General features: G+C 39.3%; 28 protein-coding genes. 18 read left to right on the plus strand and 10 right to left on the minus strand.

Going from position 1 to position 26,458, the window contains the following annotated elements; translation table 11 throughout:
• The first annotated feature begins 18 nt into the window (after positions 1-18).
• The 4 genes from M3183_RS19475 to M3183_RS19490 are packed head-to-tail and all read left to right on the plus strand — an operon-like array spanning position 19 to position 3,801.
• Complete coding sequence (locus M3183_RS19475; protein ID WP_251472284.1) at positions 19-1,053, plus strand: ABC transporter permease; 1,035 nt, start codon at positions 19-21, stop codon at positions 1,051-1,053.
• 1 nt (position 1,054) lies between these two features.
• Positions 1,055-1,735 carry an ABC transporter ATP-binding protein gene (locus tag M3183_RS19480; protein WP_251472285.1) on the plus strand — a complete coding sequence of 227 codons (681 nt, stop codon included), beginning with the start codon at positions 1,055-1,057 and terminating at the stop codon, positions 1,733-1,735.
• Between the two features lie 15 nt (positions 1,736-1,750).
• The gene (locus tag M3183_RS19485; RefSeq protein ID WP_251472286.1) at positions 1,751-2,431 is read left to right on the plus strand and encodes a response regulator transcription factor; all 681 of its coding nucleotides are present in this window, start codon (positions 1,751-1,753) and stop codon (positions 2,429-2,431) included.
• Entirely contained in the window at positions 2,428-3,801 is a 1,374-nt protein-coding gene (locus M3183_RS19490; RefSeq protein WP_251472287.1) for a sensor histidine kinase, read from the plus strand. The genes M3183_RS19485 and M3183_RS19490 overlap by 4 nt, the downstream gene beginning before the upstream one ends.
• 63 nt (positions 3,802-3,864) lie before the next feature.
• Here the strand turns inward: M3183_RS19490 and M3183_RS19495 are convergent, their stop codons facing one another.
• Entirely contained in the window at positions 3,865-4,617 is a 753-nt protein-coding gene (locus M3183_RS19495; RefSeq protein WP_251472288.1) for an acyl-[acyl-carrier-protein] thioesterase, read from the minus strand.
• A 113-nt stretch (positions 4,618-4,730) separates the two neighbouring features.
• Complete coding sequence (locus M3183_RS19500; protein ID WP_311315386.1) at positions 4,731-6,077, minus strand: arsenic transporter; 1,347 nt, start codon at positions 6,075-6,077, stop codon at positions 4,731-4,733.
• A gap of 256 nt (positions 6,078-6,333) precedes the next feature.
• Here M3183_RS19500 and M3183_RS19505 point away from each other — a divergent pair, with 256 nt between their 5' ends.
• Positions 6,334-6,657: a YnfA family protein gene (locus M3183_RS19505; RefSeq protein ID WP_251472289.1), complete on the plus strand. Its 324-nt coding sequence runs from the start codon at positions 6,334-6,336 to the stop codon at positions 6,655-6,657.
• A gap of 60 nt (positions 6,658-6,717) precedes the next feature.
• Here the strand turns inward: M3183_RS19505 and M3183_RS19510 are convergent, their stop codons facing one another.
• Positions 6,718-7,932, minus strand: coding sequence for an MFS transporter (locus tag M3183_RS19510; protein ID WP_251472290.1), 1,215 nt, complete (start codon positions 7,930-7,932; stop codon positions 6,718-6,720).
• Positions 7,933-8,056: 124 nt separating this feature from the next.
• Between M3183_RS19510 and M3183_RS19515 the strand changes: the two genes are divergently transcribed.
• The 3 genes from M3183_RS19515 (at position 8,057) to opuFB (ending at position 11,476) form a co-directional block, all read left to right on the plus strand.
• Complete coding sequence (locus M3183_RS19515; protein ID WP_251472292.1) at positions 8,057-8,932, plus strand: LysR family transcriptional regulator; 876 nt, start codon at positions 8,057-8,059, stop codon at positions 8,930-8,932.
• 68 nt (positions 8,933-9,000) lie between these two features.
• Positions 9,001-9,969, plus strand: coding sequence for an ABC transporter ATP-binding protein (locus M3183_RS19520; protein ID WP_251472294.1), 969 nt, complete (start codon positions 9,001-9,003; stop codon positions 9,967-9,969).
• Complete coding sequence (opuFB, locus tag M3183_RS19525; RefSeq protein ID WP_251472296.1) at positions 9,962-11,476, plus strand: osmoprotectant update ABC transporter permease/substrate-binding subunit OpuFB; 1,515 nt, start codon at positions 9,962-9,964, stop codon at positions 11,474-11,476. The genes M3183_RS19520 and opuFB overlap by 8 nt, the downstream gene beginning before the upstream one ends.
• 272 nt (positions 11,477-11,748) lie before the next feature.
• Here opuFB and M3183_RS19530 read toward each other — a convergent pair whose 3' ends face one another.
• On the minus strand, positions 11,749-12,186 hold the full coding sequence (locus M3183_RS19530; protein WP_251472298.1) for an OsmC family protein: 438 nt from the start codon (positions 12,184-12,186) through the stop codon (positions 11,749-11,751).
• A gap of 147 nt (positions 12,187-12,333) precedes the next feature.
• Here M3183_RS19530 and M3183_RS19535 point away from each other — a divergent pair, with 147 nt between their 5' ends.
• A complete protein-coding gene (locus tag M3183_RS19535) occupies positions 12,334-13,038 on the plus strand; it encodes an aspartate/glutamate racemase family protein (protein ID WP_251472299.1) in 705 nt (234 codons plus the stop codon).
• Positions 13,039-13,082: 44 nt separating this feature from the next.
• On the opposite strand, the gene M3183_RS19540 is transcribed toward M3183_RS19535, so the two are convergent.
• Complete coding sequence (locus M3183_RS19540; RefSeq protein ID WP_251472300.1) at positions 13,083-14,045, minus strand: aldo/keto reductase; 963 nt, start codon at positions 14,043-14,045, stop codon at positions 13,083-13,085.
• A 142-nt stretch (positions 14,046-14,187) separates the two neighbouring features.
• Between M3183_RS19540 and M3183_RS19545 the strand changes: the two genes are divergently transcribed.
• The 4 genes from M3183_RS19545 (at position 14,188) to M3183_RS19560 (ending at position 16,617) form a co-directional block, all read left to right on the plus strand.
• Positions 14,188-14,715 (plus strand): hypothetical protein, encoded by a 528-nt coding sequence (locus tag M3183_RS19545; protein WP_251472301.1) that lies wholly within the window; start codon positions 14,188-14,190, stop codon positions 14,713-14,715.
• A gap of 289 nt (positions 14,716-15,004) precedes the next feature.
• Positions 15,005-15,166, plus strand: coding sequence for a type 2 periplasmic-binding domain-containing protein (locus M3183_RS19550; protein WP_251472302.1), 162 nt, complete (start codon positions 15,005-15,007; stop codon positions 15,164-15,166).
• The gene (locus M3183_RS19555) at positions 15,150-15,854 is read left to right on the plus strand and encodes an amino acid ABC transporter permease (RefSeq protein WP_285880458.1); all 705 of its coding nucleotides are present in this window, start codon (positions 15,150-15,152) and stop codon (positions 15,852-15,854) included. Before M3183_RS19550 ends, M3183_RS19555 begins: the two co-directional genes overlap by 17 nt.
• A gap of 25 nt (positions 15,855-15,879) precedes the next feature.
• Positions 15,880-16,617 carry an amino acid ABC transporter ATP-binding protein gene (locus M3183_RS19560; protein ID WP_251472303.1) on the plus strand — a complete coding sequence of 246 codons (738 nt, stop codon included), beginning with the start codon at positions 15,880-15,882 and terminating at the stop codon, positions 16,615-16,617.
• Positions 16,618-17,001: 384 nt separating this feature from the next.
• On the opposite strand, the gene M3183_RS19565 is transcribed toward M3183_RS19560, so the two are convergent.
• The 4 genes from M3183_RS19565 to M3183_RS19580 all read right to left on the minus strand — a co-directional run bounded on the left by M3183_RS19565 (position 17,002) and on the right by M3183_RS19580 (position 20,271).
• Complete coding sequence (locus tag M3183_RS19565) at positions 17,002-17,478, minus strand: thioesterase family protein (protein ID WP_251472305.1); 477 nt, start codon at positions 17,476-17,478, stop codon at positions 17,002-17,004.
• A gap of 107 nt (positions 17,479-17,585) precedes the next feature.
• On the minus strand, positions 17,586-18,545 hold the full coding sequence (locus tag M3183_RS19570) for a 3-hydroxyacyl-CoA dehydrogenase NAD-binding domain-containing protein (protein ID WP_251472308.1): 960 nt from the start codon (positions 18,543-18,545) through the stop codon (positions 17,586-17,588).
• 2 nt (positions 18,546-18,547) lie between these two features.
• A complete protein-coding gene (locus tag M3183_RS19575) occupies positions 18,548-19,441 on the minus strand; it encodes a beta-keto acid cleavage family enzyme (protein ID WP_251472309.1) in 894 nt (297 codons plus the stop codon).
• A gap of 293 nt (positions 19,442-19,734) precedes the next feature.
• Positions 19,735-20,271, minus strand: coding sequence for a GbsR/MarR family transcriptional regulator (locus M3183_RS19580; protein WP_251472310.1), 537 nt, complete (start codon positions 20,269-20,271; stop codon positions 19,735-19,737).
• Positions 20,272-20,536: 265 nt separating this feature from the next.
• On the opposite strand from M3183_RS19580, the gene M3183_RS19585 reads away from it, so the two are divergent.
• The 5 genes from M3183_RS19585 to M3183_RS19605 all read left to right on the plus strand — a co-directional run bounded on the left by M3183_RS19585 (position 20,537) and on the right by M3183_RS19605 (position 25,843).
• Positions 20,537-21,685, plus strand: coding sequence for a betaine/proline/choline family ABC transporter ATP-binding protein (locus M3183_RS19585; protein WP_251472311.1), 1,149 nt, complete (start codon positions 20,537-20,539; stop codon positions 21,683-21,685).
• Positions 21,686-21,739: 54 nt separating this feature from the next.
• Entirely contained in the window at positions 21,740-22,351 is a 612-nt protein-coding gene (locus M3183_RS19590) for an ABC transporter permease (protein ID WP_251472324.1), read from the plus strand.
• Between the two features lie 18 nt (positions 22,352-22,369).
• On the plus strand, positions 22,370-23,290 hold the full coding sequence (locus M3183_RS19595) for an osmoprotectant ABC transporter substrate-binding protein (RefSeq protein WP_396953739.1): 921 nt from the start codon (positions 22,370-22,372) through the stop codon (positions 23,288-23,290).
• Between the two features lie 11 nt (positions 23,291-23,301).
• Positions 23,302-23,988: an ABC transporter permease gene (locus M3183_RS19600; RefSeq protein WP_251472313.1), complete on the plus strand. Its 687-nt coding sequence runs from the start codon at positions 23,302-23,304 to the stop codon at positions 23,986-23,988.
• Positions 23,989-24,106: 118 nt separating this feature from the next.
• Entirely contained in the window at positions 24,107-25,843 is a 1,737-nt protein-coding gene (locus M3183_RS19605; protein WP_251472314.1) for a CocE/NonD family hydrolase, read from the plus strand.
• 480 nt (positions 25,844-26,323) lie between these two features.
• On the opposite strand, the gene M3183_RS19610 is transcribed toward M3183_RS19605, so the two are convergent.
• Positions 26,324-26,458 (minus strand): IS3 family transposase (locus M3183_RS19610; RefSeq protein WP_251472325.1); only part of this gene is annotated, 135 nt, incomplete at its 5' end.

The following is a 26,458-nucleotide window of genomic DNA, read 5'->3' on the forward strand; positions in this document are numbered from 1 at the left end:
AAGCATGGAGGTATGAAGATGAAGATGGCATGGAAAGAAATGAAGAAAAATAAGGTGAGATTTTTGATTTTAGGTTCCATTGTGTTTCTCGTAAGTCTGTTAACGTTTATGATATCTGGGCTGGCAAATGGATTATCACAGGATAATGCCGCTTTAATTAAAAAGCTGCCGGAAGGCAAAATTTATATGACGAAAGAGGCAGATCAAACTTATAATCTATCAAGTATAGATAAGAACCTCCAGGAGAGCATTTTAACCAAACATCCACATGCATCGGCCTTTTCCATCCAAATGGGATTCTTGAATGACTTTAATGGGAAGCAAAGAAGTGTTGCTTTTGTGACATCGACTGATTCTAAGCTCTTTAAAAACGTAACAAGGGGAGAAGTCATACTGGATCGTTCGTTGGAAGAAAGTGGTATAAAAATTGGCGATACTTTAACGAACAATCAGCTTAACGGCAAGCTTAAGGTAAAGGGATTTGTGGAGGAGAGTAAATTCAGTCATGCACCAGTGGCCTATATTAATATGAAAGACTACCAAGAAATGTACCGAGTTCATGATATGCAGTTACTATTTATCCCTGGAGAGGGTCCTAAACAAGAATTCGCCGGTTTGCAGTCCTTTTCAAAGAATGAATTTCTTCAAACCATCTCGAGTTACAAGGCGGAACAAATGTCATTAAATATGATTATTTGGTTTCTAGTTGCCATTAGCGGCATGTTATTTGCAATCTTTTTTTACATGATGAACGTTCAAAAAATAGGGTTATATGGAATTTTGAAAGCAATCGGTGTAAAAACGATGACTTTGTTTCAAATGATGTGGACACAAATGTTGTTTATAACCGTCTTGGCAATTTCAATATCTGCTGTCATCAGCCAGGTTTTTAATATGGCCGCACCTAAAGGAGTCCCTTTTCATTTAACTCTTGAAACTACCGGTCTATTGTCGTTGGTTTTCCTATTGATTGGTTTTATTGGGGCAACGTTTTCTGGTATACAGATTAAAAAGGTGGAACCATTGCAAGCAATTCAGCAAGGAGAGGTGTAAGATGGCCCTATTTACAATGGAGGAAATTCGAAAAAGTTTTACTAATGGTGAAGTGAAGGAAGAGATTTTAAAAGGAGTGAATCTTTCTCTTAGTGAAGGGGAGATAACGGCATTAGTTGGTGCATCAGGTTCCGGCAAAAGCACACTTTTGACCATAGCGGCAGGATTGCAGCCTGCATCAGACGGCCGGGTGCTATTTGAAGGAAAAAACTTAACCAAGTTTAGTGCTGAACAAGTTCGTAAAATCCGGGCAGAGAAATTTGGCTTTGTCTTTCAATTTGCTCATTTGGTTTCTTTTCTCACAGTAGAAGAACAATTAATGCTGATGCTGGATGTGGCAGAATCTAAAAAAAATAAACGTGAACAAAAAAAGGAAATACATCAAATACTAAAATTAGTAGGAATGGATCATCGGAAGAATGCCTATCCATCTTCATTATCCGGCGGGGAAAAGCAGCGTGTTGCCATTGCGCGCGCTATTATTCATAAGCCCAAAGTTCTATTTGCAGATGAACCAACGGCAAGCTTGGATTCAAAACGGTCAAAAGATGTAATGACGTTAATCCTAAATGTAACGAGAACCCTTAACATTACAACACTAATGGTGACACATGATGAAGAAATGCTTCCATTTGCAGACCATATCATTAAAATGAGTGATGGACAGGTTTTACAAAGCTAGATAGGAGCAATTTTTATGACTGCAATTTTAATCGTTGACGATGATAAAAATATTTTAAAGCTGCTGGATATTCATTTAGTGAAACAGGGCTATAAAGTATTCCAGGCAAAAGACGGAATGGAAGCATTAGAAATCCTTCGGAAAGAATCATGCGATTTAGCGGTAGTGGATGTAATGATGCCGTTCATGGATGGGTATACATTAACAAAAGAAATTAGAAATCTATATGATATACCGGTCATTCTTTTAACTGCCAAAAGCCAAATCGAGGATAAAGAACTGGGATTTCAAGCAGGAACAGATGATTATTTAGTTAAACCCTTTGAACCAAAGGAATTAAGCTATCGGATAAAAGCTTTGCTAAGGCGGTACGATCATCAAGCGGATGAATCGATTCTGCGTACGGGCAATACAACGATAAATCAAAAGAGCTACGAGGTTCAGATTGGGAACCGGTCATATCTCTTACCTTTAAAGGAATTTGAGCTCTTATCCTATCTTATTTCACATCCCAGGCAGGTGTTTTCCAGGGAGCACTTAATTGAACAAATATGGGGGTTGGATTTTCAAGGGGATGAGAGAACGGTCGATGTTCATATCAAAAGACTAAGACAGCGATTTTCTAAACTGACAGATGACTTCCAAATAAAAACTGTACGCGGTGTGGGCTACCTTTTGGAGGTCCAGCGTAAATGAAAACACTCTATATAAAATTCGTTGTTATGACCATTGGAATGATGGTTCTCAGCTTTATCTTTGCGTTTGTTATCTCAAATACCTATTATCAGGAAAAATTAAAGTCTTATAATGATCTAAAAAATACAAAAGTAGCACAAGAAATGGCTTCTTTTGCTGAAAGCCACCCAGAGATCAGTCTGACGGAATATTTAGAAAGTCTATCATCGGCAGGATACCAAATTTGTCTCGTTAATGATCAAGGAAACCAAACTTTTTTTGGTGAATCTTTCAGGGACGACCGACTGGCTGATTCAACCAAAGAATTTGTATTGGATGGTCATATTTATCATGGCATACTGCATTTTCCCCAGAAAACATTTGTCACCGGATTTTTTGCAAATGAATTAATGAATACAATAGGAGTGCCGCTCAAATATAATGGTGAAAACTTTGGGCTTTTTATGAGACCTAATATTAAATTTCTTTTTAACGAGATGCATGTTTTATTTGGCTGGATTCTTGGAATATCGATTGCGTTAACGATTATCATGGTGATTATTGTGACAAGATATTTAGTTAAACCTATTTCCAACCTTACTAACGCAACAAAATCACTAGCAAATGGCCGATTCAATGTGGAATTAGATATTAGACGGCATGATGAGTTAGGGGAACTTTCCCATAGTTTTTTACGAATGGCAAGACAATTGGAACAAATGGATGAAATGAGGAAGGAATTTATTTCAAATATTTCACATGACATCCAGTCACCGTTATCAAATATTAAAGGATACACCAATTTACTAGAAAGTGATGTCATTAGCAAAGAAGAAAAGGATCAATATATCACCATTATTAATGATGAAATTAAAAGGCTTTCCAGTTTGACGAAGCAATTATTGCTGCTTGCTTCATTAGAGCAGAATGAGCATGTTTTGACAAAAAAGTCAATTAATGTTGGTACCCAATTAAAGGATCTTATCCGTAATAATCAATGGGCTATAGGTGAAAAGGAATTAATGTTAAGTTATTCCTTGCCAGATGTAGAGATAATGGGTGATCCTTCTCTATTAAATACGGTTTGGGATAATCTTTTATCAAATGCGATTAAATATAATAAACCAAATGGGGGTATCGAAATCTCCATTAAAGAGAAGGGGCATTCCGTGTATATTATTTTTGAAGATACTGGGATTGGGATGAAACAGGAGGATGCAGAAAGGATCTTTGACCGCTTTTACCGGGCAGACAAGGCACGAACTACTGAGGGGACAGGTCTAGGTTTATCTATCATCAAAACCATTATTCATCTGCATGACGGCCAGATTCGTGTTACCAGTAAAGAGGGGGAAGGGACTATTTTTATAGTAGAGCTGCCAATTCAATAAATGGGTCCCAGGCACCACCCTAATGTCGATGCAAAGCCGGCAGCATCAGGGTGGTTCTTGGCACTATTTGATTATAATGAAGGATTTAAACACAACGCTTTGGGTTGACTGATTTTCACCTTCAATGTAGATTATATTTTCATCCAATTTGGAAATATCCTTAAAGAGTGCGAGAGAATCTCCAGGTAAGGCTTCTTGGTTAAAATTGATATCAATAGATTGAATGGAATGGTTTTTCAAGTCCTCGACCTGAAAACAATCCATAATATAGTCAACATATTTGGAGTTGTTTATATGACCATTAAAATCAATATCACTATATCCAATAATTTTCTTATAAGCCGGCTCCAGCTTCCCAAAATGCTTTAGTTTTTCCAGTCTGCCTTCCATTACACGTTCAGTTATGTTTACTTGGAAGGGGAACTCAACTAATTCCGTGCGCTTTAATTTTCTCTCTTTAATATCCATAATCACCCATTTGGATACAGCTCGAACGATGATATTGCCATTTGCATCTTTTACAAGGTAATCACGGTTAAATTCAATCTTACTTGGTTTAAGCGCCCAAGTTTCAATGGTAATCTCCTCATCCCAGCTTGGCATCCGAATAATTTCTACACGAATCCGGGTTAAAACCCAAGCTGCTCCAAACTTTTTTTCCAAAGTTTCAATTCCAAATCCATGACTTTCAGCATCAAGGCTTGCAACATCTTGAAAGTAGCTGAACAACGTACTTAATTTCAGCTTTTTGTTAAAGTCAACGTCTCTCAAATCAATATGGCAGTTTCTTTTAAAAACGGATGAAACAGATTCCATTTCCATTACTCCTTTGCATGGTGTTCTTCTATTATACAAAGGAATGGGTTCTAGGCACCACTTTCAAATGGTCTCAGTAAAATTTGGGAGGTGTCACCCTATCAATACCTCCCTTAAAGCACCCCGCCAAAAAGCCAGTAAACCCAATAATAGAGAATCACTAATGTAAATAATGTGGCTGGCGGAATGACTGCCAGGGTGATTTTAATATATTCCCACCAGGTAATCTTTACTTTACCTTTTCTTACAATATGCATCCACATAAGTGTGGCGAGTGTTCCCATCGGCAGCAACAGTGATCCCATGTCACTGCCTATCACCGTTGCCAGGTAGGCAATTTTTAAGGTGAGTGAATCCAGATTCATTTGGACTAATGTAAGAGTTCCTACCATTAGGGCAGGGTGATTGTTAAAAATATTGGAGAGGATTGATAATAGCACCCCCATCAATACGCTTGCATAGAGAAGGCTCCCAGAAACTAAAGGATGCATGAATTGAACGAGCCATTCTGTTAGGCCGATATTATTTAATCCATAAATAATTACATACATACTAAAGGCAAAAACGATAATATACCAAGGGGTTTTTTTCAGCATGTCATTAGGGGGTATTTTTAAATGAACCCATCTCCATCCTAAAAGAATTAACGAGCCAATAACTGCCATGATTGAAATAGGAATATTTAAGAAGGATGCGGCAAAGAGACTAAGGCGGACAGCAAATACAAATAATAGAACGTTCCTCATGAATTTGGAGCGCTCCTTCACGGTCGTATGTTCGACAATGCTGGGCTTGAGAGGATGATAGGATGGTTGTGTTAACCCTTTGACTCTAGTCGGTATTTTTTTTGGAAGTACCTTTTTAAAACGAAGAAATAATAACCAAGTTAGCAGCAGCAGCCCAAGTGATGCGGGAACAAACATCATGGCTGTATGCAGGTATAAATCCATGTGGACGATTTTGAGGGCGATTAAATTGACAATGTTACTTACACCAATAGGGGCGCTTGATGCAGTAGCTATTAAAGCTCCAGATAATAAATAGGGAACTTTTTGCTGGTTTTTTAACCCCATGTTATTTAATAGCATTACCAGGATAGGAGTGGTAATTAATATACTGCCATCGTTGTTAAAGAAAAGGGTCATGAGGAAGCATAGAAGATTAACATACCAAAATAAACGGATCCCGGATCCTTTCGCTTTTTCCGCGAGTTTTTCCGCTGCCCAATGAAAGAACCCAAAGCTTTCCAGAACATTGGCCATAACAATGGTTGCCACGATTGTAATGGCAGCACCGCTGATCGTTTCTGTTATCATCCCCAGATCCTGTAATGAAACACTCCCGCAAAGTACAATAATAATCGCACCGATTGTAGCAGGTATTGCTTCATTTATGCCTTTTGGTCTCCAGAGTATAAATACTAATGTCATCAAAAACGTAAAGATTGTAATCCAAAACACTGAAGATTTCCCTCCTTCCTGCCAGCCTCAGTTTTTTTTGACTGTCCTCCCCCTTGTGTATTGATTGTTTCATTCTCCCAATTCCCTTTTTGTCAGCTTGTACTATATCTATATGAAGCATAATTAAGACAAGCATTAGGTTCGTACCCTTTTTTCTCGAATTCCACTTTTGTCTAAAAGATTGGCACGCGGGTGATATACAAGGTTATACTGATAAAGAATGTTCATTTGTGATACCAAATAGGAGGAAACCACCGTGAACGCCATTATTTTATTTATTCTTGCAGGTCTTGCTGAAATAGGCGGGGGATATTTAGTCTGGTTATGGATTCGTGAGGACAGGCCATACTGGTTTGGAATCATTGGCGCTATTATTTTGGTTTTATATGGAATCATCCCAACACTGCAGAAGTTTCCGTCATTCGGGAGAGTCTATGCTGCTTATGGCGGGGTATTTATCATTTTGTCGGTTTTGTGGGGATGGGGCGTAGACCGAAAAACACCTGATACATATGATTGGATTGGAGCTGTTATTTGTTTAATAGGGGTTTCTGTTATTATCTGGGGGCCAAGGCATTAAAAAAAGGTCAGATCCTCATACACCGGGGGCCTGACCTTTTTCTGTCATTCATTACATTGATTAAACCGTTTCTTCCAATTTTGCAGTACTAGCATTTTCATTTACCACAGCACTAGCATTTTTTCCATATAAGAAATAATGTAAAGGCAAACAAATGATAAGCAAAATAGCCAGCAGGATGAATAGTCCGTTATATCCCAAAGAAGGTACGATATAACCTTGTAAGAATGGCACGATTCCTAAACCGATATCCGTTAAAATAAAGAAGGTTGCTGTAGCAAGACCCACACGATGTGCCGGTGCTTCTTTGATGGCAACGGCCTGGGAACTTGACATATAGGTTCCATAACCAAATCCAATAAATGCACCAGAAATTAATAGAATGACACCTGATGAAGCCTGGCTCAAAATAAACATCCCTATGATAAACGAAATGATCGAAGGATACATGACAAAATTTGGACCTTTTGTATCAAATAGACGTCCGGTAACAGGTCTTGTTGCAAGCACAGCTGCAGCATATACGACAAAAAAGAAGCCGGCGGCCTCTGTAATGCCTTTCTCCGCTGCAAAGAATGTAAGGAAAGATATAATCCCAGCATAGCAAAATGCCGTAACCGTTGCTGCTAATGTAATAGGGACAGATTTGCGCTCAATAAAGTTAGATAATTTGAATCCTTTCATTTCAGCAAGGTTTTCCTTGGAAATGGTGATTTCTTGCACTTTTAATATTAAGCTAATGAAGCTGCTAATTACGGCACAAACTAAACAAAAAACAAAAATCATTGAAAAATGAAAGTGTTCCAAAATAAAGATTCCGATAAATGGTCCAATGGCAGTGGCGATTGTCATACTTAAAGCAAAATATCCAATCCCTTCACCGCGACGGGTGTGTGGAATAGCCTGAGCAACAATTGTACCTGTTGCTGTACCAGCCACCCCAAAAGCAAAACCGTGCAGAAGGCGGACAGCAATTAAAATAGAATAACTGCCTGTTAAGAAATATAGAATAGATGAAATGATTATTAGAACCATTCCAGCTAATAATAGTTTCTTCCGGCCGATAATCTCCAAATATTTGCCCCCAAATAATCGTCCGACCAAAGCACCGATGACGAAAATACTGGAGGCTAAGCCAGCTGCACTTTCATTTGAAGCAAACTTTTCTGCGGAATAGGCAGAAATTGTGACCATTAATAAATAGAATGTTAACATTAAAAAGAAATTAACGGATGTAATACCGATAAAATCCTTTGTCCATAACTTTTCTTTCATACCAAGTCTCCTCTTTTAATTTACAGCAAAATGCCATGTGAAAATAATATCAACTCCATTGGAATATGAAAAATATATTATTTATAATAATGTCATACGTTTTTCATATGATTGGGTGATAAGTGTGGATATTAGACAGCTAAAATATTTTAAAACAATCGTGGATGAGGGAAATATTACTCATGCTGCAGAGAAACTGCATATGGCACAGCCTCCACTAAGCCAGCAGTTGAAAAAGCTTGAACAAGAGTTAAAGACAACTTTAATTAAACGTTACAAATCAGAATGGGAACTGACAGAAACAGGAATCACTTTATATAGACATGCTAACCAGATTCTTTCTGCCATGGATTATATTGAGCAGGAAATCCGGGATATTGAGGATGGAGTGAAGGGATCTTTATCAATCGGTATCTCTTCCAGCTGCGCCAAATATTTGCCAAAAATAATCTATGCTTACAGAAAAAACTATCCCAATGTATTTATACATGTTTATAAAGGGGACTCTTCCTATTTAGAAAATCTGTTAGTAAATCGGAAAATCGAATTAGCACTTATGCTTCTTCCATCAAATCTGCTGCCGTATGAAGTCAAAAGGTTAAAACCAGAACCCTTTACAGTCGTCATGCCGGCTAAGTGGTATGAAAAGTTTAATAAAACCTCGATTACCTTAAAAGAAGCTAATGACTTTCCCATTCTAATGTTGGGTTCTATGGAAGGATTTTCATTGCATGAAAATATATTAAATTTTTTTAGTGAAAAACAGCTTGTACCAAACATTGTATTAGAGTGTAAAGATATTTTTTCAATATTAAATTTTGTGTCAGAAGAGATTGGCATAGCCATTTTACCAAGGTCTGAGGTGTATGAAATTTTTAACAACAAAATAAAGACGCTTCCTATAAATGACCTGGTTCAATTCGTGCAGCCTAGTATTGTTTTATTAAAAAATGTTCAACATTCTAAAGCCGCTCACTATTTTTTAAATACAATTGTGTAATGCCTAATCAACACCTGTGAAAAGGGTTTGCTATTATTTAAGTAGTATAAGGCACAAGGGGGGATTCAATGATTAACTTTAAAAATGTATCAAAAATGTACCCGGATGGAACGCCTGCAGTTGAATCATTAAATTTTGAAATTAACCAAGGTGAGTTTTTTGTCATAATTGGACCAAGCGGATGCGGGAAAACAACTACACTAAAAATGATTAATAGATTGATTCCATTATCAGACGGAACCATTACAATTAATGGTAAAGATATAAAAGAATATGACGTTCATGAACTGAGATGGAATATTGGATACGTTCTCCAGCAGATTGCCCTTTTCCCTCATATGACGATTGAAGAGAATATCATGGTTGTACCGGAAATGAAAAAATGGGGCCGGGAAAAAATGAAAAATAGGGTTCGGGAACTAATGGAAATGGCGGGGCTGGAGCCGGATACATATTTGGACAGAAGACCAAGTGAATTATCTGGTGGTCAGCAGCAAAGGGTTGGAGTTATTCGTGCTCTTGCGGCAGACCCGGAAATCATTTTAATGGACGAGCCGTTTAGTGCGTTGGATCCGATCAGCCGTGAAAAACTGCAGGATGATATGATGGAATTAAAGAGGAATTTGAAAAAGACTACCGTTTTTGTTACTCATGATATGCAGGAAGCTTTAAAACTAGCGGATCGGATTTGCATTATGAAAGGTGGAAGAGTTGTTCAAATTGGAACGCCGGGAGAACTTATGAATCATCCTGTCAATGACTTTGTCGAAGAATTTGTCGGTAAAAAGTATCGGAACCCTATGTTTGATATTCATTTGACGGAAATTATGCTGCCGATGAATGAAAAAGAACGATCGCAGGCTTCTTCCATTGTTGTCCCAATTTCAACTTCATGGAAGGGGATATTGGAGTTTTTATCCGAATATGACCAGCTTATTGTTGAAAAAAATGGTGAAAAAATCGGTTTGGTAAATAGGCAGGCAGTTATCCACTATTTTTCCACTAAACTGCAAGATAGAGGGTTGGCAAATGAATAATTTTGTAGAAGTATTACAGGAAAGAAATGATCAGCTATTTGGTGCATTATGGGAGCATATGCAGATTTCCTTTATTGCTCTTTTCTTTGCCGTTATCATTGCCATCCCGTTAGGCATTTATTTAACTAAGAAACAAAAAGCGGCTGAAGTCATTATCGGCATGGCGTCGATATTACAAACAATCCCTTCGCTAGCATTACTGGGAATACTTATTCCATTATTCGGAATCGGAAAAGTGCCTGCCATTATTGCGTTAGTTGCGTATGCTTTACTGCCTATCTTGAGAAATACGTATACTGGAATAAAAGAAGTCGATCCTTCTTTAATAGAAGCGGCTCGTGCCATGGGAATGGATACTCGGAAAAGACTCATAAAGGTGGAAATACCGCTTGCAATGCCAGTCATTATGGCAGGGATTCGTACAGCCACAGTATTAATTGTTGGCACAGCCACACTAGCTGCATTAATTGGTGCAGGCGGATTAGGGGATCTTATCCTGCTTGGAATCGATAGAAATGATACCAATCTAATTCTCCTTGGAGCCATCCCTGCCGCTGTATTAGCAATATTTTTTGATTATCTGCTTAAAAAATTTGAAAATCTATCGTATAAGAAATCTCTGATCACCATAGCGGGTATAGCGGTTTTAGCTCTAGCCATCATTGTCACCCCGATGTTTCACCATCAAGATAAAAAAATTGTTATAGCTGGAAAACTAGGCGCTGAGCCAGAAGTTTTAATTAATATGTATAAAATCCTTATTGAAAATGAAACAGACCTCAAAGTGGAACTCAAACCTGGACTCGGAAAAACCTCGTTTGTATTTAATGCGCTGAAATCAGGAAGCATTGATATCTATCCTGAATTTACAGGCACAGCTATTCTTGAATTTTTAAAAGAAACAGCAAACAGTACTGATGGTGGAAAAGTATATCAGCAGGCAAAAGACGGGTTGTTGAAAAAGTACAATATGGTCATGTTAAAACCAATGAAATATAACAATACATATGCCTTGGCGGTCTCAAAAAAGCTCGCAGATCAGTACCATCTGAAAAATATTTCAGATTTAAAGGCAATTGAAAATGATGTAAAAGCCGGATTCACTCTAGAGTTTTCTGACCGCGAAGATGGTTACCGGGGAATTCAATCATTGTACGATATCCACTTTTCTAATCTCGTTACGATGGAACCAAAATTGCGCTATGTAGCCGTTGAGTCTGGCGAAATAAACCTGGTGGATGCTTATTCTACAGATAGTGAATTACGCCAATATAAATTGAAAGTTCTAGCAGATGATAAACATCTATTTCCGCCATATCAGGGGGCACCGCTGTTAAGAAAAGAAACTGTGGACCAATACCCGGAAATAGCTGCAGCCCTGAATAAATTAGCAGGTCGGATTACAGACGATGAAATGAGAGAAATGAATTATCAAGTAAATGTGGAAGGCCGTGCACCGTCAGATGTTGCCAAGGAATATTTGGATAGGAAAGGGTTGTTAGATTAATAAAGTGAATGTTGCCATTCGAATATTGTCAAAAGGCCATTTCTAAAAAGCTTGGGCAGTGACGGGGATCTTATACGCAGAATTTTACACTAACAACATTTTGGTGGTACTAGGGAACCTATTTGTCATTGGTCTACATAACGACAACCTTTAGCTTATTGATAAATTGGCGGTTCATAACAAGGCAGACGGACTTAGAAAGCTGCCTTTCTTAATAGAATGAAAAAGAGGACTGTCGAATTTTTGGACAGCCCCTTTTTTCATTCAGAATATTATTTTACGGAAACTTCACCAACACGATAATCAACATTTCCTGTAATCGTTTTACCAATGAAACAGCGCTGGCGTGCCTTTTCAGCTGCTTTCTTGTATTCATCGAGCCGGCTTTCTTCACCACCAATGATGGTTGGAGAGACGATTAAACCGTTGAATTTTGATTTTAGAGGATAATCTGTAACAATGCCTTTCGAATGGATGGATACTTCCTTTACTGGTAATTTAGCTTTCTTAAGAACAGCAAATAAGGTACCGCTATAACAAGTCGTAACCCCAGCGATAAGGAAGTCTTCCGGGCTAAGTCCAACCCCTTTTCCCCCCATGTTCTCTGGAGCGGAAAAAGTCAGGGTTTGTTCCCCGATTATAATTTCTCCTTCTCCTTCTTTACCCGTACCAGACCATTTTGCGTTTAATGGAAATTCTAACTCTGCCATGTTCATCAGCCTCCTATTAAAAAGTTTAAACTGTTCAAAAAAGAAGTCAATAATGAGCGGCCCAGGATTTTATCACTTTTATCAGAGAATCCAAATCTGAATAATATGTGTTAAAATGGAGTCAGTTTTTATCGGGGAGGAATCTGAATGAATACGGTTGGAATTGTGGGTGGATTAGGTCCGGAATCAACGGTTGATTATTATCAATCAATCATTTCAAAGTTTCAAAATCGAAAAGGCAGTAAAGAAACTTTGCCAGAACTTTTCATCAATAGTATTAATATGTATAAAATTTTTCATTTCATCAGCCATGGACAAACACAAGATTTGATTGAATATTTGACGGACGCGGTCCAAAAGCTCGAAAGGGTTGGGGCTGACTTTGTTGCAATCTCTGCGAATACTCCTCATATTGTGTTCGATCAAGTTCAGCAAAGGGTTCAGGTGCCAATGATCAGTATTGTGGAAGAGACGTTTAAAAGAGTTGAAGAATTAGGTATGGCGAGGGTTGGACTGATTGGAACAAAGTTTACAATGGAACACGACTTTTTTCAAAGACCGTTCATTTCCCATCAGAAAGAGATATATGTTCCAAACCTAGCTGAACAGGAATATATTCATAGAAAAATTGTTGAGGAATTAGAAAATGGCATCATCGTGCAGGAGACAAAAGAGAAATTTAAAGATATCATTCTGAAAATGGTAGAGCGTAATCGCATTGAAGGAATCATTTTAGGCTGCACTGAATTACCGATGATCATAAAACCTGAGGATTTAGCGTTTCCGCAATTTAATACAACCGAAATACATGTTAATAAAATTGTGGATACTATTTTCTTAGAACAAAAATGATGAAATAACTGAAGCCCATTCTAATGAACGGGCCTTTTCTTTGGCTATGTTAATTGATTAACTTCCTTCAGCAATTCTTCCGGCCATTGCCAGTCACTGATTTTAACAGCATCTGTTACATGGTAAGCTTTGCTGGCACCAAGGATGGCTGAGGTAACTGCCGGCTGGTTTAATATCCACGACATTGCAAATTGTACCAGGCTGACATCATGTTGATCCGCTAATTCCTGATAGCGGTTGACAAGGCTGAAATTACGATCGGTGAAGTATTGTTTGATTAATCTTTCACCATGTGCAGCACGGCTTTCAGGAGGAAATTCTTCTTTCTTTTTATATTTTCCAGACAACATCCCTCTTGCAAGCGGACTGTATACAAGAACGCCGACTCCTTCTGATTCACAGAATGGGAGTAATTCGTTTTCAATTTCCCTGGAGAGTAAATTATATTGCGGCTGTACCGATATAAATTTTTCAAGATTCATTCTTTCGCTGATACCATGTGCTTTGGCAATTTGCCAGGCAGCAAAATTGGAACAGCCAATATAGCGGACCTTTCCGGAACGGATAAGATCGTCAAATGCCCGTAAGGTTTCTTCTATCGGTGTACTTGGGTCAAAGTGGTGTGCTTGGTATAAATCGATATAATCGGTTTGCAGCCGTTTTAAAGAATGTTCCACTTCTCGGATAATGTGAGTCCGGGATAAACCCACATCATTTTGCCCAGGTCCCATCCGTAATCCAACTTTAGTAGCAAGAACCACTTGGTCCCGTTTTCCCTTCAATGCTCTTCCAATAATTGCTTCACTTTCCCCGGTTCCATAGGGATTTTTAGTATCCTGCCCTTGTCCATAAAAATTGGCTGTATCAATAAAATTAATCCCATTTTCTAAAGCGGTTTCAATAATAGAAGCAGAGGACTTTTCATCAATCCATCTTCCAAAGGCCATTGTCCCTAAACAAAGGTTAGATACCTTTAATCCGGTGCTTCCTAATTTTTTATATTGCATATTTTTCACTCCTTTTCTAGATAATAACACATCTTGCCAGATTAGTAGAAAATCCGCGATTTGACTATGTTACATTGCTTATTCAATTAAAGGGATCAAACATAAAATGTATAGATTTCGTTTATTAAGGAGGGAGAGAGATTTGTCAAAAAAACAGCAAAAACAAGATGAAAAGGACAAGCCTAAAAAGGAAAGCAGTAAAACGTTAGTTGTAAATCAAGGATTGTCCAATAAGCAGGCTTTGCCTGTCAAAGTAGTAGACAGTTCTTCAAGAATTCTGGGCGGCGCCGATAACCCATTTCCTGTGACAGTTCAAAATCCAGTGGCAGCTTCTTTGCAGGCTGCCCCGAGAACAGGCACATCCGAAAATCAAATTCCTCCAGGCAGTTCAGCATTAGTGGAGTATGACACCTCAAATTTTCGTGAAGTAATTGTATGGTTTCAACTTGTGTCATCGGGGCGGGTAGACGTTGAAATTTTTAGCCAAATACGTCCGTCCCAGGACTCAAATGTGACGATGAACATTTCAGAAACATCCTTCAATCTGACCATCAACCAGCCTGTTGTAAAAATGGTGCCTGCCAGCGGAACCACGACAGCGGTACTGTTAAAAAATCCATCAGCCACTGAACCAATTCATGTCCTTGCTGCATTGAAGGGAAATGGTTAAGATTTATTTAACCTAATACCATGCAGAACAGTAAAAAGCAAAGGATTTCGCTTTTTACTGTTCCATTTATAAAAAGTTTGGGGTGTTTGTTAGTTGGACTAAAGCCATTTTATATTGAAAAAAATGGTGAAAATACTCACATAAAATACAATCATCGTGAAAGGATAATAATATTAGAAAAACGTTTAAGACGGTGTAACCATATTTAATACATAATAAAAGGAAATCATAGTAAATTGAATCATCATTTTTTAAAGGAAATTCCAATAAGGAAACTTGGAGGTCAGCAATGAAGAAGACAGACAATCCCCATGTCATGGGATTACAATTTGTAAAGGGCAGCGGCAGGCTAGTGGAAAAAGTAAATAGGGTATTAATAGATATAAGAGAAGACAGAGCGTTCCTAAAAAAATCAAAAAAATGGTTTGGTGAAGATGTTTCTCCTCAGTAATGTTTTGATGGATCCTGCACGTGCAGAAGAATTGCTCTCTTTGGCAGGATCCTCCCTTTTACCGATGTTAAAGGGAGCAATTACCTATACGATTCCATTAAGCCTAATCACATTTGCCATAGGCATCATACTTGCCGTTTTAACTGCCTTAGCAAGGTTATCATCGATCAAAGTTTTAAATTGGATTGCCCGCTTTTATGTCTCCATCATCCGTGGTACACCATTGCTGGTCCAATTATTTATTATTTTCTATGGACTTCCTAATTTAGGTTTGACCATTAATCCTCTGCCTTCAGCTATTATTGGTTTTTCATTAAGTGTGGGGGCCTACTCGTCAGAAATTATACGGGCGGCTATTTTATCGATTCCAAAAGGTCAATGGGAAGCAGGATTTTCCATTGGCATGACTTATACTCAGAGCTTAAAGCGGATTATTTTACCGCAGGCTGCAAGGGTATCAATCCCGCCATTATCCAACTCTTTTATTAGCCTGATAAAAGATACATCTCTGGCATCACTTGTACTTGTATCTGAACTGTTTCGTAAAGCTCAAGAAATTGCCTCGACTTCTTATGAATTTTTACTGCTTTATACTGAAGCAGCCATCATCTATTGGGTGATCTGTACGATTTTATCCTTTATTCAAGGCAGACTCGAAACAAGACTTGAACGATACGTTACAAAATAAGGCGGCAGTAAAAGGAGTTTTATCAATGATCAATATAAAAAATCTGCACAAATCATTCGGGGAGTTAGAGGTGCTTAAAGGAATTAACTTAGAGATAGAGAAGGGAAAAGTAATTGTAATGATTGGTCCTTCAGGTTCGGGTAAAACCACTTTCTTAAGATGTTTAAATCTGCTGGAAATTCCAAACGCGGGTACCATTGAAATTGACGGCAAAGTAATGGATTTTAATCAGAAAAAGTTAAATAAAAAATCAATAGTGGATTTCCGCAGTTTAACAGGGATGGTTTTTCAAAACTATAATCTATTCCCCCATAAAACGGCATTAGAAAATGTAATGGAAGGACCTGTTATTGTCAAAAAGATTTCAAAAGAGCATGCAAGGGAAAAGGCTGTAAAACTTCTGACCAAGGTCGGCTTAGCTGATAAAGTCAATTATTATCCACATCAATTATCCGGCGGACAGCAGCAGCGTGTCGGGATTGCACGGGCGATGGGGATCGAACCGAAAGTAATGCTGTTTGATGAACCTACTTCTGCGCTAGATCCAGAATTGGTAGGGGAGGTCCTGCGGGTCATGAAAGACTTAGCACAAGAAGGTATGACCATGGTTGTGGTGACACATGAAATGAGATTTGCCAGAGAAGCTGCAGATGAAATCATCTTCTTTGACCAGGGTGTGATTATGGAGCGCGGGGTGCCTGAAGAAATCTTCACGAATCCTAAAGAAGAACGGACGAAAAGATTTTTGGAGAGGATTCAATAGGGAAGCGTATTTTTGATAAGGTGTTTATGAGTATTGTCGAAGGCGGATTGGAAAACAGTTTCTGGGAAGGCAATGAAGAGTATTAACGTCTGAGAGAATAGAAAAAGCATTCATAGGGAAGTTAATAAGATATGTTGGCGACTGATAGATTAGTAAAAGAGATATAAAAAGAGCCAATAGGGCGTACAGACGACTAAGTAATTAGCAAAAGAGTTCATAGAGCAGCCAATAGGTTCTTTTAGTGACAGAACGCCTTATAAAACACAAACGACTGCCAATCAAGCTAGTGATTTTGAAATGTTAAAAAGCAAAGCTTGTCAGTTAACCGATTATAAATAATAAAAAGGGATGCCATCCGAAAATAGGGGCATCCCTTTTAGTGTTTTATTTTTTCCGTATTCCAATTTTCCTTCCAGCTTCATTAGGCTTGGGACAATCTTGATATAATTCTCCCAGTTTTTCAATTTTAGCTTGAATATCTGAAGGAAAAGGGGAGGGACGACTGTTTTCCATATCCATTCCCATCAGCATTTGCTCGCTTGTTGCAAGTCGTTCGCCGTTGTCATTTTCCATCGTGAAAAAGACATGCATTCGTTTTGTATCATAGTCAAGCAGCTGGATAATGACACGCAGCTTCTGATCTTCATGGGCCTCCTGCAAATAACATAGATGAGTCTCCAATGTGTATATCGAATACTGATTTTTTTCTCGAAAGACCCCATCAATACCTAACTCCACCATCAGCTGATCAACTGCCATGCTGAAAACAATAGCATAGGCTGAATCGTTCATATGACCATTGTAATCAATCCACTCTTTACGGACCGTTTCAGTTAAAAGAGGGTTTTCGATTTGTGACATTTTGTTTTCCCCCTGGAATTTTTATTTAAAAAATTGAATAGAAATATATTAGCGAAATTGCCCGTCTAGTAGCGAATGAACCTTATATATTAGAGAATCTGCTCCTTCTAAATATTCCCGTTCAAATTAGCGCCCGGCCAATATTTTTCAAGCAATTGCTGGAGTTCAATCAAAAAGTCATCCCTGCGTTTTTCTAAAAACGATATTGAATGGCCGTCTGTCTGGCGTTCGCAGCCTCCAATCACCTGGTTACTGAGTTCCTCTGTTAATTCAGGAGCTTCCAGTTTGGTCCAAGGCAGCTTCAAGGCAGGACCGAATTGTTCCAGCATATGTTTCATCCCTTGTTCACCGCCGGCGAGATGCAAAGTTAAGAAAGGACCCATTAAAGCCCAACGCAAACCAGGTCCATAGATAATAGCGGCATCCACTTCTTCGGTTGTGGCAATTCCGTCATTTACTAAATGCAGTGCCTCGCGCCAAATCGCTTCCATCAAGCGGTCTGCCACATGACCTTCTATTTCAGCAGAGATGACCAGCGGCTTCATATTGATAGATTGATAGAATTGTCTGGCCTTTTCCACAACCTTGGATGACGTTTGTTTCCCTCCGACAATTTCAACTAATGGAATTAAATAAACTGGATTAAATGGATGGGCTACGATAATCCGATCAGGATGACGGCAATCTGCCTGTAAAGTACTTGGCATCAGTCCGGATGTACTTGAAGCAATAATGGCATTTGGTTTTGCGTGATGGTCAATTTCGGCCAATAGTTTTCGTTTTACTTCTTCCCGTTCCGGTGCATTCTCCTGAATCAGGTCTGCACATGCCACAGCTTTGGTTAAATCTGGTTCGAATGTAAGTCTGTCCTTTGAAGCACCAGCGGCCAAACCTAATTTTTCTAATGCCGGCCAGGACCGGTCAATTGCTTCCCGCATCCGCGTTTCTGCGTTTTCGGCCGGATCGGTTGCAATAACATCATACCCTTGCGATAAAAAACGGGCAATCCAGCCGTTTCCAATGACACCTGTCCCGACTACTGTTATTTGTTTGATTGGATTGTCCATTGTTATTCATCCTTTCCATGTGGGTTTTTTAATCCTAGATGTTTTCGTGCTTCAGCTGGTGTCATTGGCGCAGAACCAAGTCCAGATAGGATGTTGACCACTCTATCTACCAACTGTGCATTGGTGGCAAGAACGCCTTTATCAAGATAAAGATTATCTTCAAGACCAACACGGATATTACCTCCTAGAAGCATGGACTGGATGGCTATTGGCATTTGCATTCGGCCGATGCCAAAAGCAGACCAGTGTGCATTTTTGGGAAGTTTGTCACGCATATACAGCATCGTTTCCGCATCGGCATCCGCTCCCCATGGAATGCCTAGGCAAAATTGGAACATTGGATCGCCGTCAATCAGGCCTTCCTCAATTAATTGATTGGCAAAACGAAGGTGACCTGTATCAAAGCATTCCAATTCTGCTTTTACACCGCTTTGTTGGATAAGCCGGGCTTGTTTGCGCAGCCAGTCTGTTGTACTGATGTACACCTGATCGCCAAAATTTAAGCTGCCGCAGTCCAGCGTGCAAATTTCCGGCAGGCAGCCGGCAATCGGTTCGTGGCGTTCTTCAGGTGTCTGCATGTCTGTTCCGGGACCGCCTATAGATGGATTCTTCTCACTCGGAATCCAATCGCCGCCGCCGCCGGAGGTAAGATTTAAGATGACGTCTGTATCTGATTCACGGACCCTCTCTACAACTTCACGGAATAATGCAGGGTCATGGCTGATCCCGCCTGTTTTGGGGTCACGAACATGAATATGGGCAATCGTTGCGCCGGCCTTCGCCGCATCAATCGCAGATTTTGCAATTGCCTCAGGAGTGATTGGAACATGAGGACTTTTTTTCGTTGTATCTCCTGCCCCGGTTACTGCACAAGTTAAAATCACGTTTTTTCGCATAAAGAATGATTCCTCCCTTTAAAAAGTTATCCTGCTATAACGGACAGTATAGATCCCGCTTCAATGCTTAGAGTTAGTAGGAAGCAAAAGTAGAAGGATTAACCGCCGCATGCGTCCGGTTGGTGAGCTAATTTGGTTTTTACTGACTCATTATCGGTGCAAGAGCAACGATATTTGAGTCAAACAATCAGCGGGGGTGAAAAAACTGCTGATTGACGTTTCAATTTATAAAAAAAAAGAAAATGGCATTATTCCCATTTTCTTTTTTCATCCTGCGTGTAAGTCTTTGCACATTACGGCTTTGGAACATGTTTGAAGATTTCCCCACTGTCGAAAAATTCGACCAATTGGGCTAACCAATGATAATAATCCAGCCATTCTTTCGTTTCTTTAAGTAAAACATTAATCTTTTGTTCCATTTCTTCATTATTTTCTTCACATTCTAATAACATCTGCAGTTCAGCAGACATTTTCTTTTCAAACATTTTGTTTTTCTGAATGATTTTTTGCCAATTGGAAGTGAATAAAGAAACAAAAGTTTGATAATAATCTTGTTCTACATTGTATAAATCTTTGCGGTTTCCTTTTTCAAACACCTTTTCTGCAATGTTTAGATCAACCATCTCTCTGACGACTTGACTCATTCGGGTTTTGCTCATGCCTGTTGCTTGGGATAATTCATCAAGTGTCATTGGCTTTCTATTCATATAAATAATTCCCAGCACACGTCCGACTGTTGCTGGGACTCCGTATGTGTGCATATTGTCCGCAATCTTATCAACGAACTGATCTTCTATATGTTTAATTTTTTCTATTGGTAGTTCCTCCAAAAGAATCACCCTTCCAGTTAACCATGTACGATGTCACTATATCATAAATTACCAAAAAGCAGAAAATGAGGATGGACTAGAAAAAAGGAGGATTCGGGAGGGATTTTAAGGAAAAGTAGACATAAACTTTATACAACTAATAAAATCGGTAAATATCATACAATCCATAAAGTTTATAAACTTTTTATTTCACAAAATTTATATTATAATAGAGACATCGCTATTTGATTCCGAATATAGCCTTAAAAAATATGGAGGTGTCCAAATGCTAAAATTTGAACATGTTTCTAAAGTATATAAAGGAGGAAAAAGAGCGGTCAATGATCTGAACCTGGAAATCGAAAAAGGTGAATTCATTTGTTTTATCGGTCCAAGCGGATGCGGGAAAACAACTACGATGAAAATGATCAACCGTCTAATTGAGCCGACAGAGGGAAGTATTTTTATTAATGGCAAAAATATTATGGAGAGAGACCCTGTCCAGTTAAGAAGAGAAATCGGGTACGTCATCCAGCAAATTGGTTTATTTCCTCATATGACCATTCAAGAAAATATCTCACTTGTACTTAAACTATTAAAATGGCCCGAAGCAAAACGCCGCGAGAGGGCAAGAGAATTATTAAAACTTGTCGACCTTACACCTGATTATTTAGAAAAATATCCCCATGAATTGAGCGGCGGACAGCAGCAGCGTATTGGTGTTTTACGGGCCCTGGCCGCAGATCAGCCACTGATTTTAATGGATGAACCGTTCGGTGCATTAGACCCGATTACGAGAGATTCTCTGCAGGAAGAATTCAAAAAACTTCAAAGAAAACTTGATAAAACGATTGTATTCGTTACCCATGATATGGATGAAGCCATCAAATTGGCCGATAGGATTGTCATCATGCGGGACGGCCAAATCGTTCAATGTGATACACCAGATGATATTTTGCGCAACCCTGCTAATGAGTTTGTGGAAGAGTTTATCGGAAAAGACCGGCTTGTACAAGCTAGACCGAACATCCAAACAGTAGAGCAAATTATGAACCCAAAACCAGTTACGATTACTCCAGAGCACTCCTTATCAGAAGCGATACAATTAATGAAACAGTGCCGGGTAGATTCGCTGCTTGTTGTGGATGAGAAAAAGGTATTAACAGGATTCATTGATGTTGAAATGATTGACCAAAAGCGGAAAAAAGCAAATCTGGTAAAAGATATTGTAGAAACTGAAATATTTACGGTAGAGAAAGACACTCTTGTCCGTGATACAGTTCGTAAAATATTGAAGAGAGGAATGAAGTATGTTCCAGTTGTCGACCATAACCATCACCTTGTTGGTATTGTGACAAGAGCTAGTTTAGTAGATATTGTCTATGATTCTATTTGGGGAGAGGTCGAAACAGATGAAATCTCAAAAATTGGATAGGAGGGAGACAACGTGGATACAGTAGTAGAATTTTTCAGTAATTATGGCAGTGAAATGCTTTATAAAACATGGGAGCATTTATATATCTCGGTAATTGCAGCACTATTAGGGATTGTATTCGCAGTGCCGCTGGGAATTATATTAACCCGAATTCCAAAAGTTGCTGGATTTGTGATGGGGGTTTTAGGTGTTATTCAAACATTTCCGAGTTTTGCAATTCTAGCATTTTTTATTCCATTATTAGGTGTTGGTAAAACACCTGCCATTATCGCTTTATTTTTCTATTCAGTCCTACCTATCTTGAGGAATACTTATACAGGAGTGAATGGTGTTCAAAAAAGCTTGCTTGAAGCTGGACGCGGGATGGGTATGACTGGATGGGAACGGATTCGGTACGTTGAAGTGCCGCTTGCTATTCCAGTAATTATGGCAGGTATTCGGTTATCTGTTGTTTATTTAATCGGCTGGGCCACACTTGCTTCTTTTATCGGCGGTGGTGGTTTAGGGGATTACATTTTCAGCGGTTTGAACCTTTACCAGCCTGAATTTATTATTGCCGGTGCTGTTCCAGTAACAGTACTTGCACTGTTGACAGACCTTCTTTTAGGAAAAGTAGAGAACTGGGTAACACCTAAAGGAATGAAAAAGATGAGGCAGGCAGCTTAGGAAGGGGGCAAATATATGTTGAAAAAAAATCGATTCCTCATTGTTTTAGCATTAAGTCTTTCTGTATTGATCAGCGGCTGCTCTCTTCCAGGCTTGAGCGGGCCGGCTAAAGACACAATTGCTGTAGGGACTATGGGGACCTCAGAATCACAAATTATGGGAAATATGGTTCGAATGATGATTGAACATTATACAGATGCAAAGGTGGAAATGGTTAATAATTTAGGATCGTCTATCGTACAGCATCAGGCCATGATGAATGGTGATGTAGATATTACCGCCACTCGTTATACAGGTACGGACCTTGCCGGGGCATTAGGAATGGATCCGGTTAAAGATCCTGAAGAAGCAATGAAAATCGTCAAGCGCGAATTCCAAAAAAGGTTTGACCAGACATGGTTTGATTCCTACGGTTTTGCGAATTCCTATGCTTTTACGGTCACAAAAGAACTGGCTGATAAAGAAAACCTTAAAACTGTTTCCGATTTGGAACGATTTGCTCCGAATTTAAAATTGGGTGTGGATAACGCCTGGTTAAAACGTAAAGGGGACGGTTATGAGGGCTTTGTAAAAGAATATGGATTTGAATTTGGAAAAACCTTCCCAATGCAGATTGGATTAGTATATCAAGCTGCGGCAAATGGGAAAATGGACGTTGTTTTAGCTTATACAACTGATGGACGGATTAAGGCCTTTAATTTAAAAGTGCTGGAGGATGATAAACATTTCTTCCCGCCATATGATACATCACTTGTCGCACGAAATGATGTGATAAAGGCACATCCGAAACTAAAAGGCGTGCTGCAGAAACTTTCAGGAAAAATCAGTACGGAAAAAATGCAGGAATTAAACTATGAAGCAGATGGGAAGATGAAAGAGCCGTCCATTGTTGCTAAGGAATTTTTAGAAGAACACCATTACTTTGAAAATGAAAAATAGGAGGTGGGCTGATGGATACAATCAAAGACATTCTATTTTATTACACACAAAATGGCAGCTATGTTTGGGAACAATTCTACCGACATTTCCTCATGTCTGCTTATGGGGTATTGTTTGCAGCAATTGTCGCAATCCCATTAGGCATTCTGATTGCCAGATACCATAAGTTAAGCGCTTGGGTCATTTCACTTGCGAATATTATCCAGACGATTCCGGCTTTAGCGATGCTGGCTGTCTTGATGCTTGTCATGGGACTCGGAACAGATACCGTTGTATTTTCACTATTCCTCTACTCTTTACTACCTATTATTAAAAATACTTATACTGGAATTCGCAATGTGGACCATGCCTTGCTGGAATCAGGGAAGGCGATGGGGATGACAAAATTTCAGGTATTGCGCATGGTTGAAATCCCTCTGGCTATGTCTGTCATTATGGCAGGGCTTCGAACCGCATTGGTCATTACCATCGGGATTGCCACAATTGGTACCTTTATTGGTGCGGGCGGTTTAGGTGATATCATCTTACGCGGTACCAATGTCACCGACGGAACAGCGATTATTCTTGCGGGTGCCATCCCAACTGCCTTAATGGCCGTTATTGCTGATTTTGTGATGGGCTGGCTGGAAAGAAAGCTGTCTCCTAATAAGAAAAGAAAAGGCGCGCTCAAAAAAAATATTGAGGAGCAGGCTGCTTAGAATGGTGTCAGGCACCACCAAAATTATCTGATATCAAGAATTTCGGTTTATGATTGATGTTAGATTGTGGTGCCGGACACCTTTATTCTTTTTAAGATTGTGAAGGAGGATTCTATTAATGGACATTCAACAAATTATTTTGGAGAAAAATGTACCTTGCACTATGAGGGATGGTGTAACCCTTTTTGCAGATATTTATCGACCAACTATGGAAGGAACATTTCCTGTTCTTTTGACAAGGCTTCCTTATAATAAGGATCTCCCATTTTATTCCCACCGCTATCTTGATACCAATCGACTTGTCCAGAATGGATATATTGTGATAATCCAGGATGTAAGGGGCAGATTTAATTCAGAAGGAGATTTTTATCCATTTTTAAATGAAGCGGAAGACGGCTATGATACGGTCGAATGGGCAGCTGCTTTACCATATTGTAACGGAAAAGTTGGGATGTTCGGTTTGTCCTATTATGGTTTTACACAGCTTTTGGCCGCAACGGAACAGCCGCCCCATTTGAAGGCCATTGTGCCGGCGATGACGTTAAATAATTGGCTGAATAATTCCGTGGATGAGAGCGGGAAGTTTATGGTTGCCTCATCCGAGACCTATGCACTTGAATCGATTGCACCAGATCAGTTAAAAAGAACTTATAAAGATCCAGAGGAATATGCTGCCATGATGCAAAAAATGGCTGCTTCCTATAATAAAATTGAAGAGTGGTTTGAACACAAGCCGGTGAATCAATGGCCTCCTCTTAAAGAACTAGGAGTTGCTGAATTTTTCTTTGATACGCTTGAAGGAAACGTAAGCGGGGAAAATGCTGAGCGTATGAGTATTCTTAATAAATATGATCAAATCAAAGTTCCTGCCTATCATATTGCAGGCTGGTATGATAGTCTCTTACAATCCACTCTCGAAAACTATGAAGGATTACAAAAAAACAGCCCGGCACGGCAAAAATTAATTATTGGTCCATGGGGGCATGGTGTCTATAGCTCTGTAATCGGGGAAAGGAACTTTGGTATTCATGCTTCAGGTGATTGGATTGACCAAAAAGACGATTTAACAGGACTGCATATCCGCTGGTTTAATCACTGGTTAAAGGGAGAAAAAACAGATGTGGTGAATGAGGCTCCAGTTAAATTGTTTGTCATGGGTATAAATGAATGGCGGAACGAACAGGAATGGCCGTTAGCACGTACCAACTATATTCCATATTATTTACATAGTAAGGGAACAGCCAATTCCCGTTTTGGCAACGGAAGTTTAAGTTTTGAAAAACCGCAGGCAGAACCATCCGATTCATTTGTTTATGATCCCGCAAACCCTGTTCCAACCAATGGCGGGGGAACTTTGTATGCAGGGGCAAATACAATGGGCCCTAAAGATCAACAGGTTCTGGAAGGAAGAGAGGATGTACTTGTGTACACCTCAGCCCCTTTAGAGGAGCCGCTTGAAGTGACTGGACCTGTAAAAGTAAAGCTATGGGCTAAAACTGATGCAGTGGATACCGACTTCACTGCAAAGTTAATCGATGTTCTCCCAGATGGCAGAGCCTACAATCTAACTGATGGCATTATCAGGGCAAAATATCGTAAGGGTCAAGACATAGGGGAACAGATAAAAGGCGAAATTTTGGATTATGATATTGAATTATGGCCGACAAGCAACGTGTTCCTGCCAGGTCACAGCATCCGGGTTGAAATTTCATCCAGCAGCTTCCCAAGGTTTGATGCCAATTTGAACACAGGTAAAACAATGATTGACAGTGAGGAATATACTACGGCAGAGCAAACCATTTATCATGATGAAAACTTTTCTTCGTATATTTTATTGCCAGTTATAAGGAATTGACAGGTATAGAAGTTTAGAAAGATTTATTCAAATTGTAAAAGGGATATTCTCTCAACGTATTTAAAGAGTGAGGAATATCCCTTTTTTGGTGCTGCCTTCAACGAGCCCAACTTTCCAAAATATCAATCGTTGAGTAACGCAGGATTCTGCTATGTGAACGAATCTTCATAAGTTATGATTTTACCCGAAGAAGGATGAAGCAGCTGCTGGCGGTAAAAAAGAACCATGATCTTCCCTGAGGAAGGATGGAACAATGGGATGAAAGACAAAATCACCGGTGACCCAGGGAGAATTGTCCTTCATAAGTGTGATGAAAGACAAAATTACTGGGGAACCAAGGAGAATTGTCCTTCATAGGTGTGATGAAGGACAAAATCACCGGTGAACCAAAAAGACTTGTCCTTCATAGGTGTGATGAAAGACAAAATCACCGGTGAACTAGGGAGAATGATCTGACCCCATAATGTTGGACAAAAAGTATTATGCTAATCGCTGGGTGGTAAGAAGCCTGTATTGTACAGGGCTCTTACCACCCAGCTTTTCTTTAATTCGATAATTGTTGTAATCATTTATCCAATGTGCCGCAGCCTGAGCGACCTCCTCAAAGGAATTGTA

This window comes from Neobacillus mesonae, from assembly GCF_023715155.1.
GTDB lineage: Bacteria > Bacillota > Bacilli > Bacillales > Cytobacillaceae > Neobacillus > Neobacillus mesonae_A.

Bases quoted from the DNA above. Each gene is read 5' to 3' on its own strand.
- M3183_RS19475 (WP_251472284.1), top strand. From the start codon at position 19: ATGAAGATGGCATGGAAAGAAATGAAGAAAAATAAGGTGAGATTTTTG.
- M3183_RS19480 (WP_251472285.1), top strand. From the start codon at position 1,055: ATGGCCCTATTTACAATGGAGGAAATTCGAAAAAGTTTTACTAATGGT.
- M3183_RS19485 (WP_251472286.1), top strand. From the start codon at position 1,751: ATGACTGCAATTTTAATCGTTGACGATGATAAAAATATTTTAAAGCTG.
- M3183_RS19490 (WP_251472287.1), top strand. From the start codon at position 2,428: ATGAAAACACTCTATATAAAATTCGTTGTTATGACCATTGGAATGATG.
- M3183_RS19495 (WP_251472288.1), bottom strand. From the start codon at position 4,617: ATGGAATCTGTTTCATCCGTTTTTAAAAGAAACTGCCATATTGATTTG.
- M3183_RS19510 (WP_251472290.1), bottom strand. From the start codon at position 7,932: ATGAAAGAAAAGTTATGGACAAAGGATTTTATCGGTATTACATCCGTT.
- M3183_RS19520 (WP_251472294.1), top strand. From the start codon at position 9,001: ATGATTAACTTTAAAAATGTATCAAAAATGTACCCGGATGGAACGCCT.
- opuFB (WP_251472296.1), top strand. From the start codon at position 9,962: ATGAATAATTTTGTAGAAGTATTACAGGAAAGAAATGATCAGCTATTT.
- M3183_RS19530 (WP_251472298.1), bottom strand. From the start codon at position 12,186: ATGGCAGAGTTAGAATTTCCATTAAACGCAAAATGGTCTGGTACGGGT.
- M3183_RS19535 (WP_251472299.1), top strand. From the start codon at position 12,334: ATGAATACGGTTGGAATTGTGGGTGGATTAGGTCCGGAATCAACGGTT.
- M3183_RS19540 (WP_251472300.1), bottom strand. From the start codon at position 14,045: ATGCAATATAAAAAATTAGGAAGCACCGGATTAAAGGTATCTAACCTT.
- M3183_RS19550 (WP_251472302.1), top strand. From the start codon at position 15,005: ATGAAGAAGACAGACAATCCCCATGTCATGGGATTACAATTTGTAAAG.
- M3183_RS19555 (WP_285880458.1), top strand. From the start codon at position 15,150: ATGTTTCTCCTCAGTAATGTTTTGATGGATCCTGCACGTGCAGAAGAA.
- M3183_RS19560 (WP_251472303.1), top strand. From the start codon at position 15,880: ATGATCAATATAAAAAATCTGCACAAATCATTCGGGGAGTTAGAGGTG.
- M3183_RS19565 (WP_251472305.1), bottom strand. From the start codon at position 17,478: ATGTCACAAATCGAAAACCCTCTTTTAACTGAAACGGTCCGTAAAGAG.
- M3183_RS19570 (WP_251472308.1), bottom strand. From the start codon at position 18,545: ATGGACAATCCAATCAAACAAATAACAGTAGTCGGGACAGGTGTCATT.
- M3183_RS19575 (WP_251472309.1), bottom strand. From the start codon at position 19,441: ATGCGAAAAAACGTGATTTTAACTTGTGCAGTAACCGGGGCAGGAGAT.
- M3183_RS19585 (WP_251472311.1), top strand. From the start codon at position 20,537: ATGCTAAAATTTGAACATGTTTCTAAAGTATATAAAGGAGGAAAAAGA.
- M3183_RS19590 (WP_251472324.1), top strand. From the start codon at position 21,740: ATGCTTTATAAAACATGGGAGCATTTATATATCTCGGTAATTGCAGCA.
- M3183_RS19600 (WP_251472313.1), top strand. From the start codon at position 23,302: ATGGATACAATCAAAGACATTCTATTTTATTACACACAAAATGGCAGC.
- M3183_RS19605 (WP_251472314.1), top strand. From the start codon at position 24,107: ATGGACATTCAACAAATTATTTTGGAGAAAAATGTACCTTGCACTATG.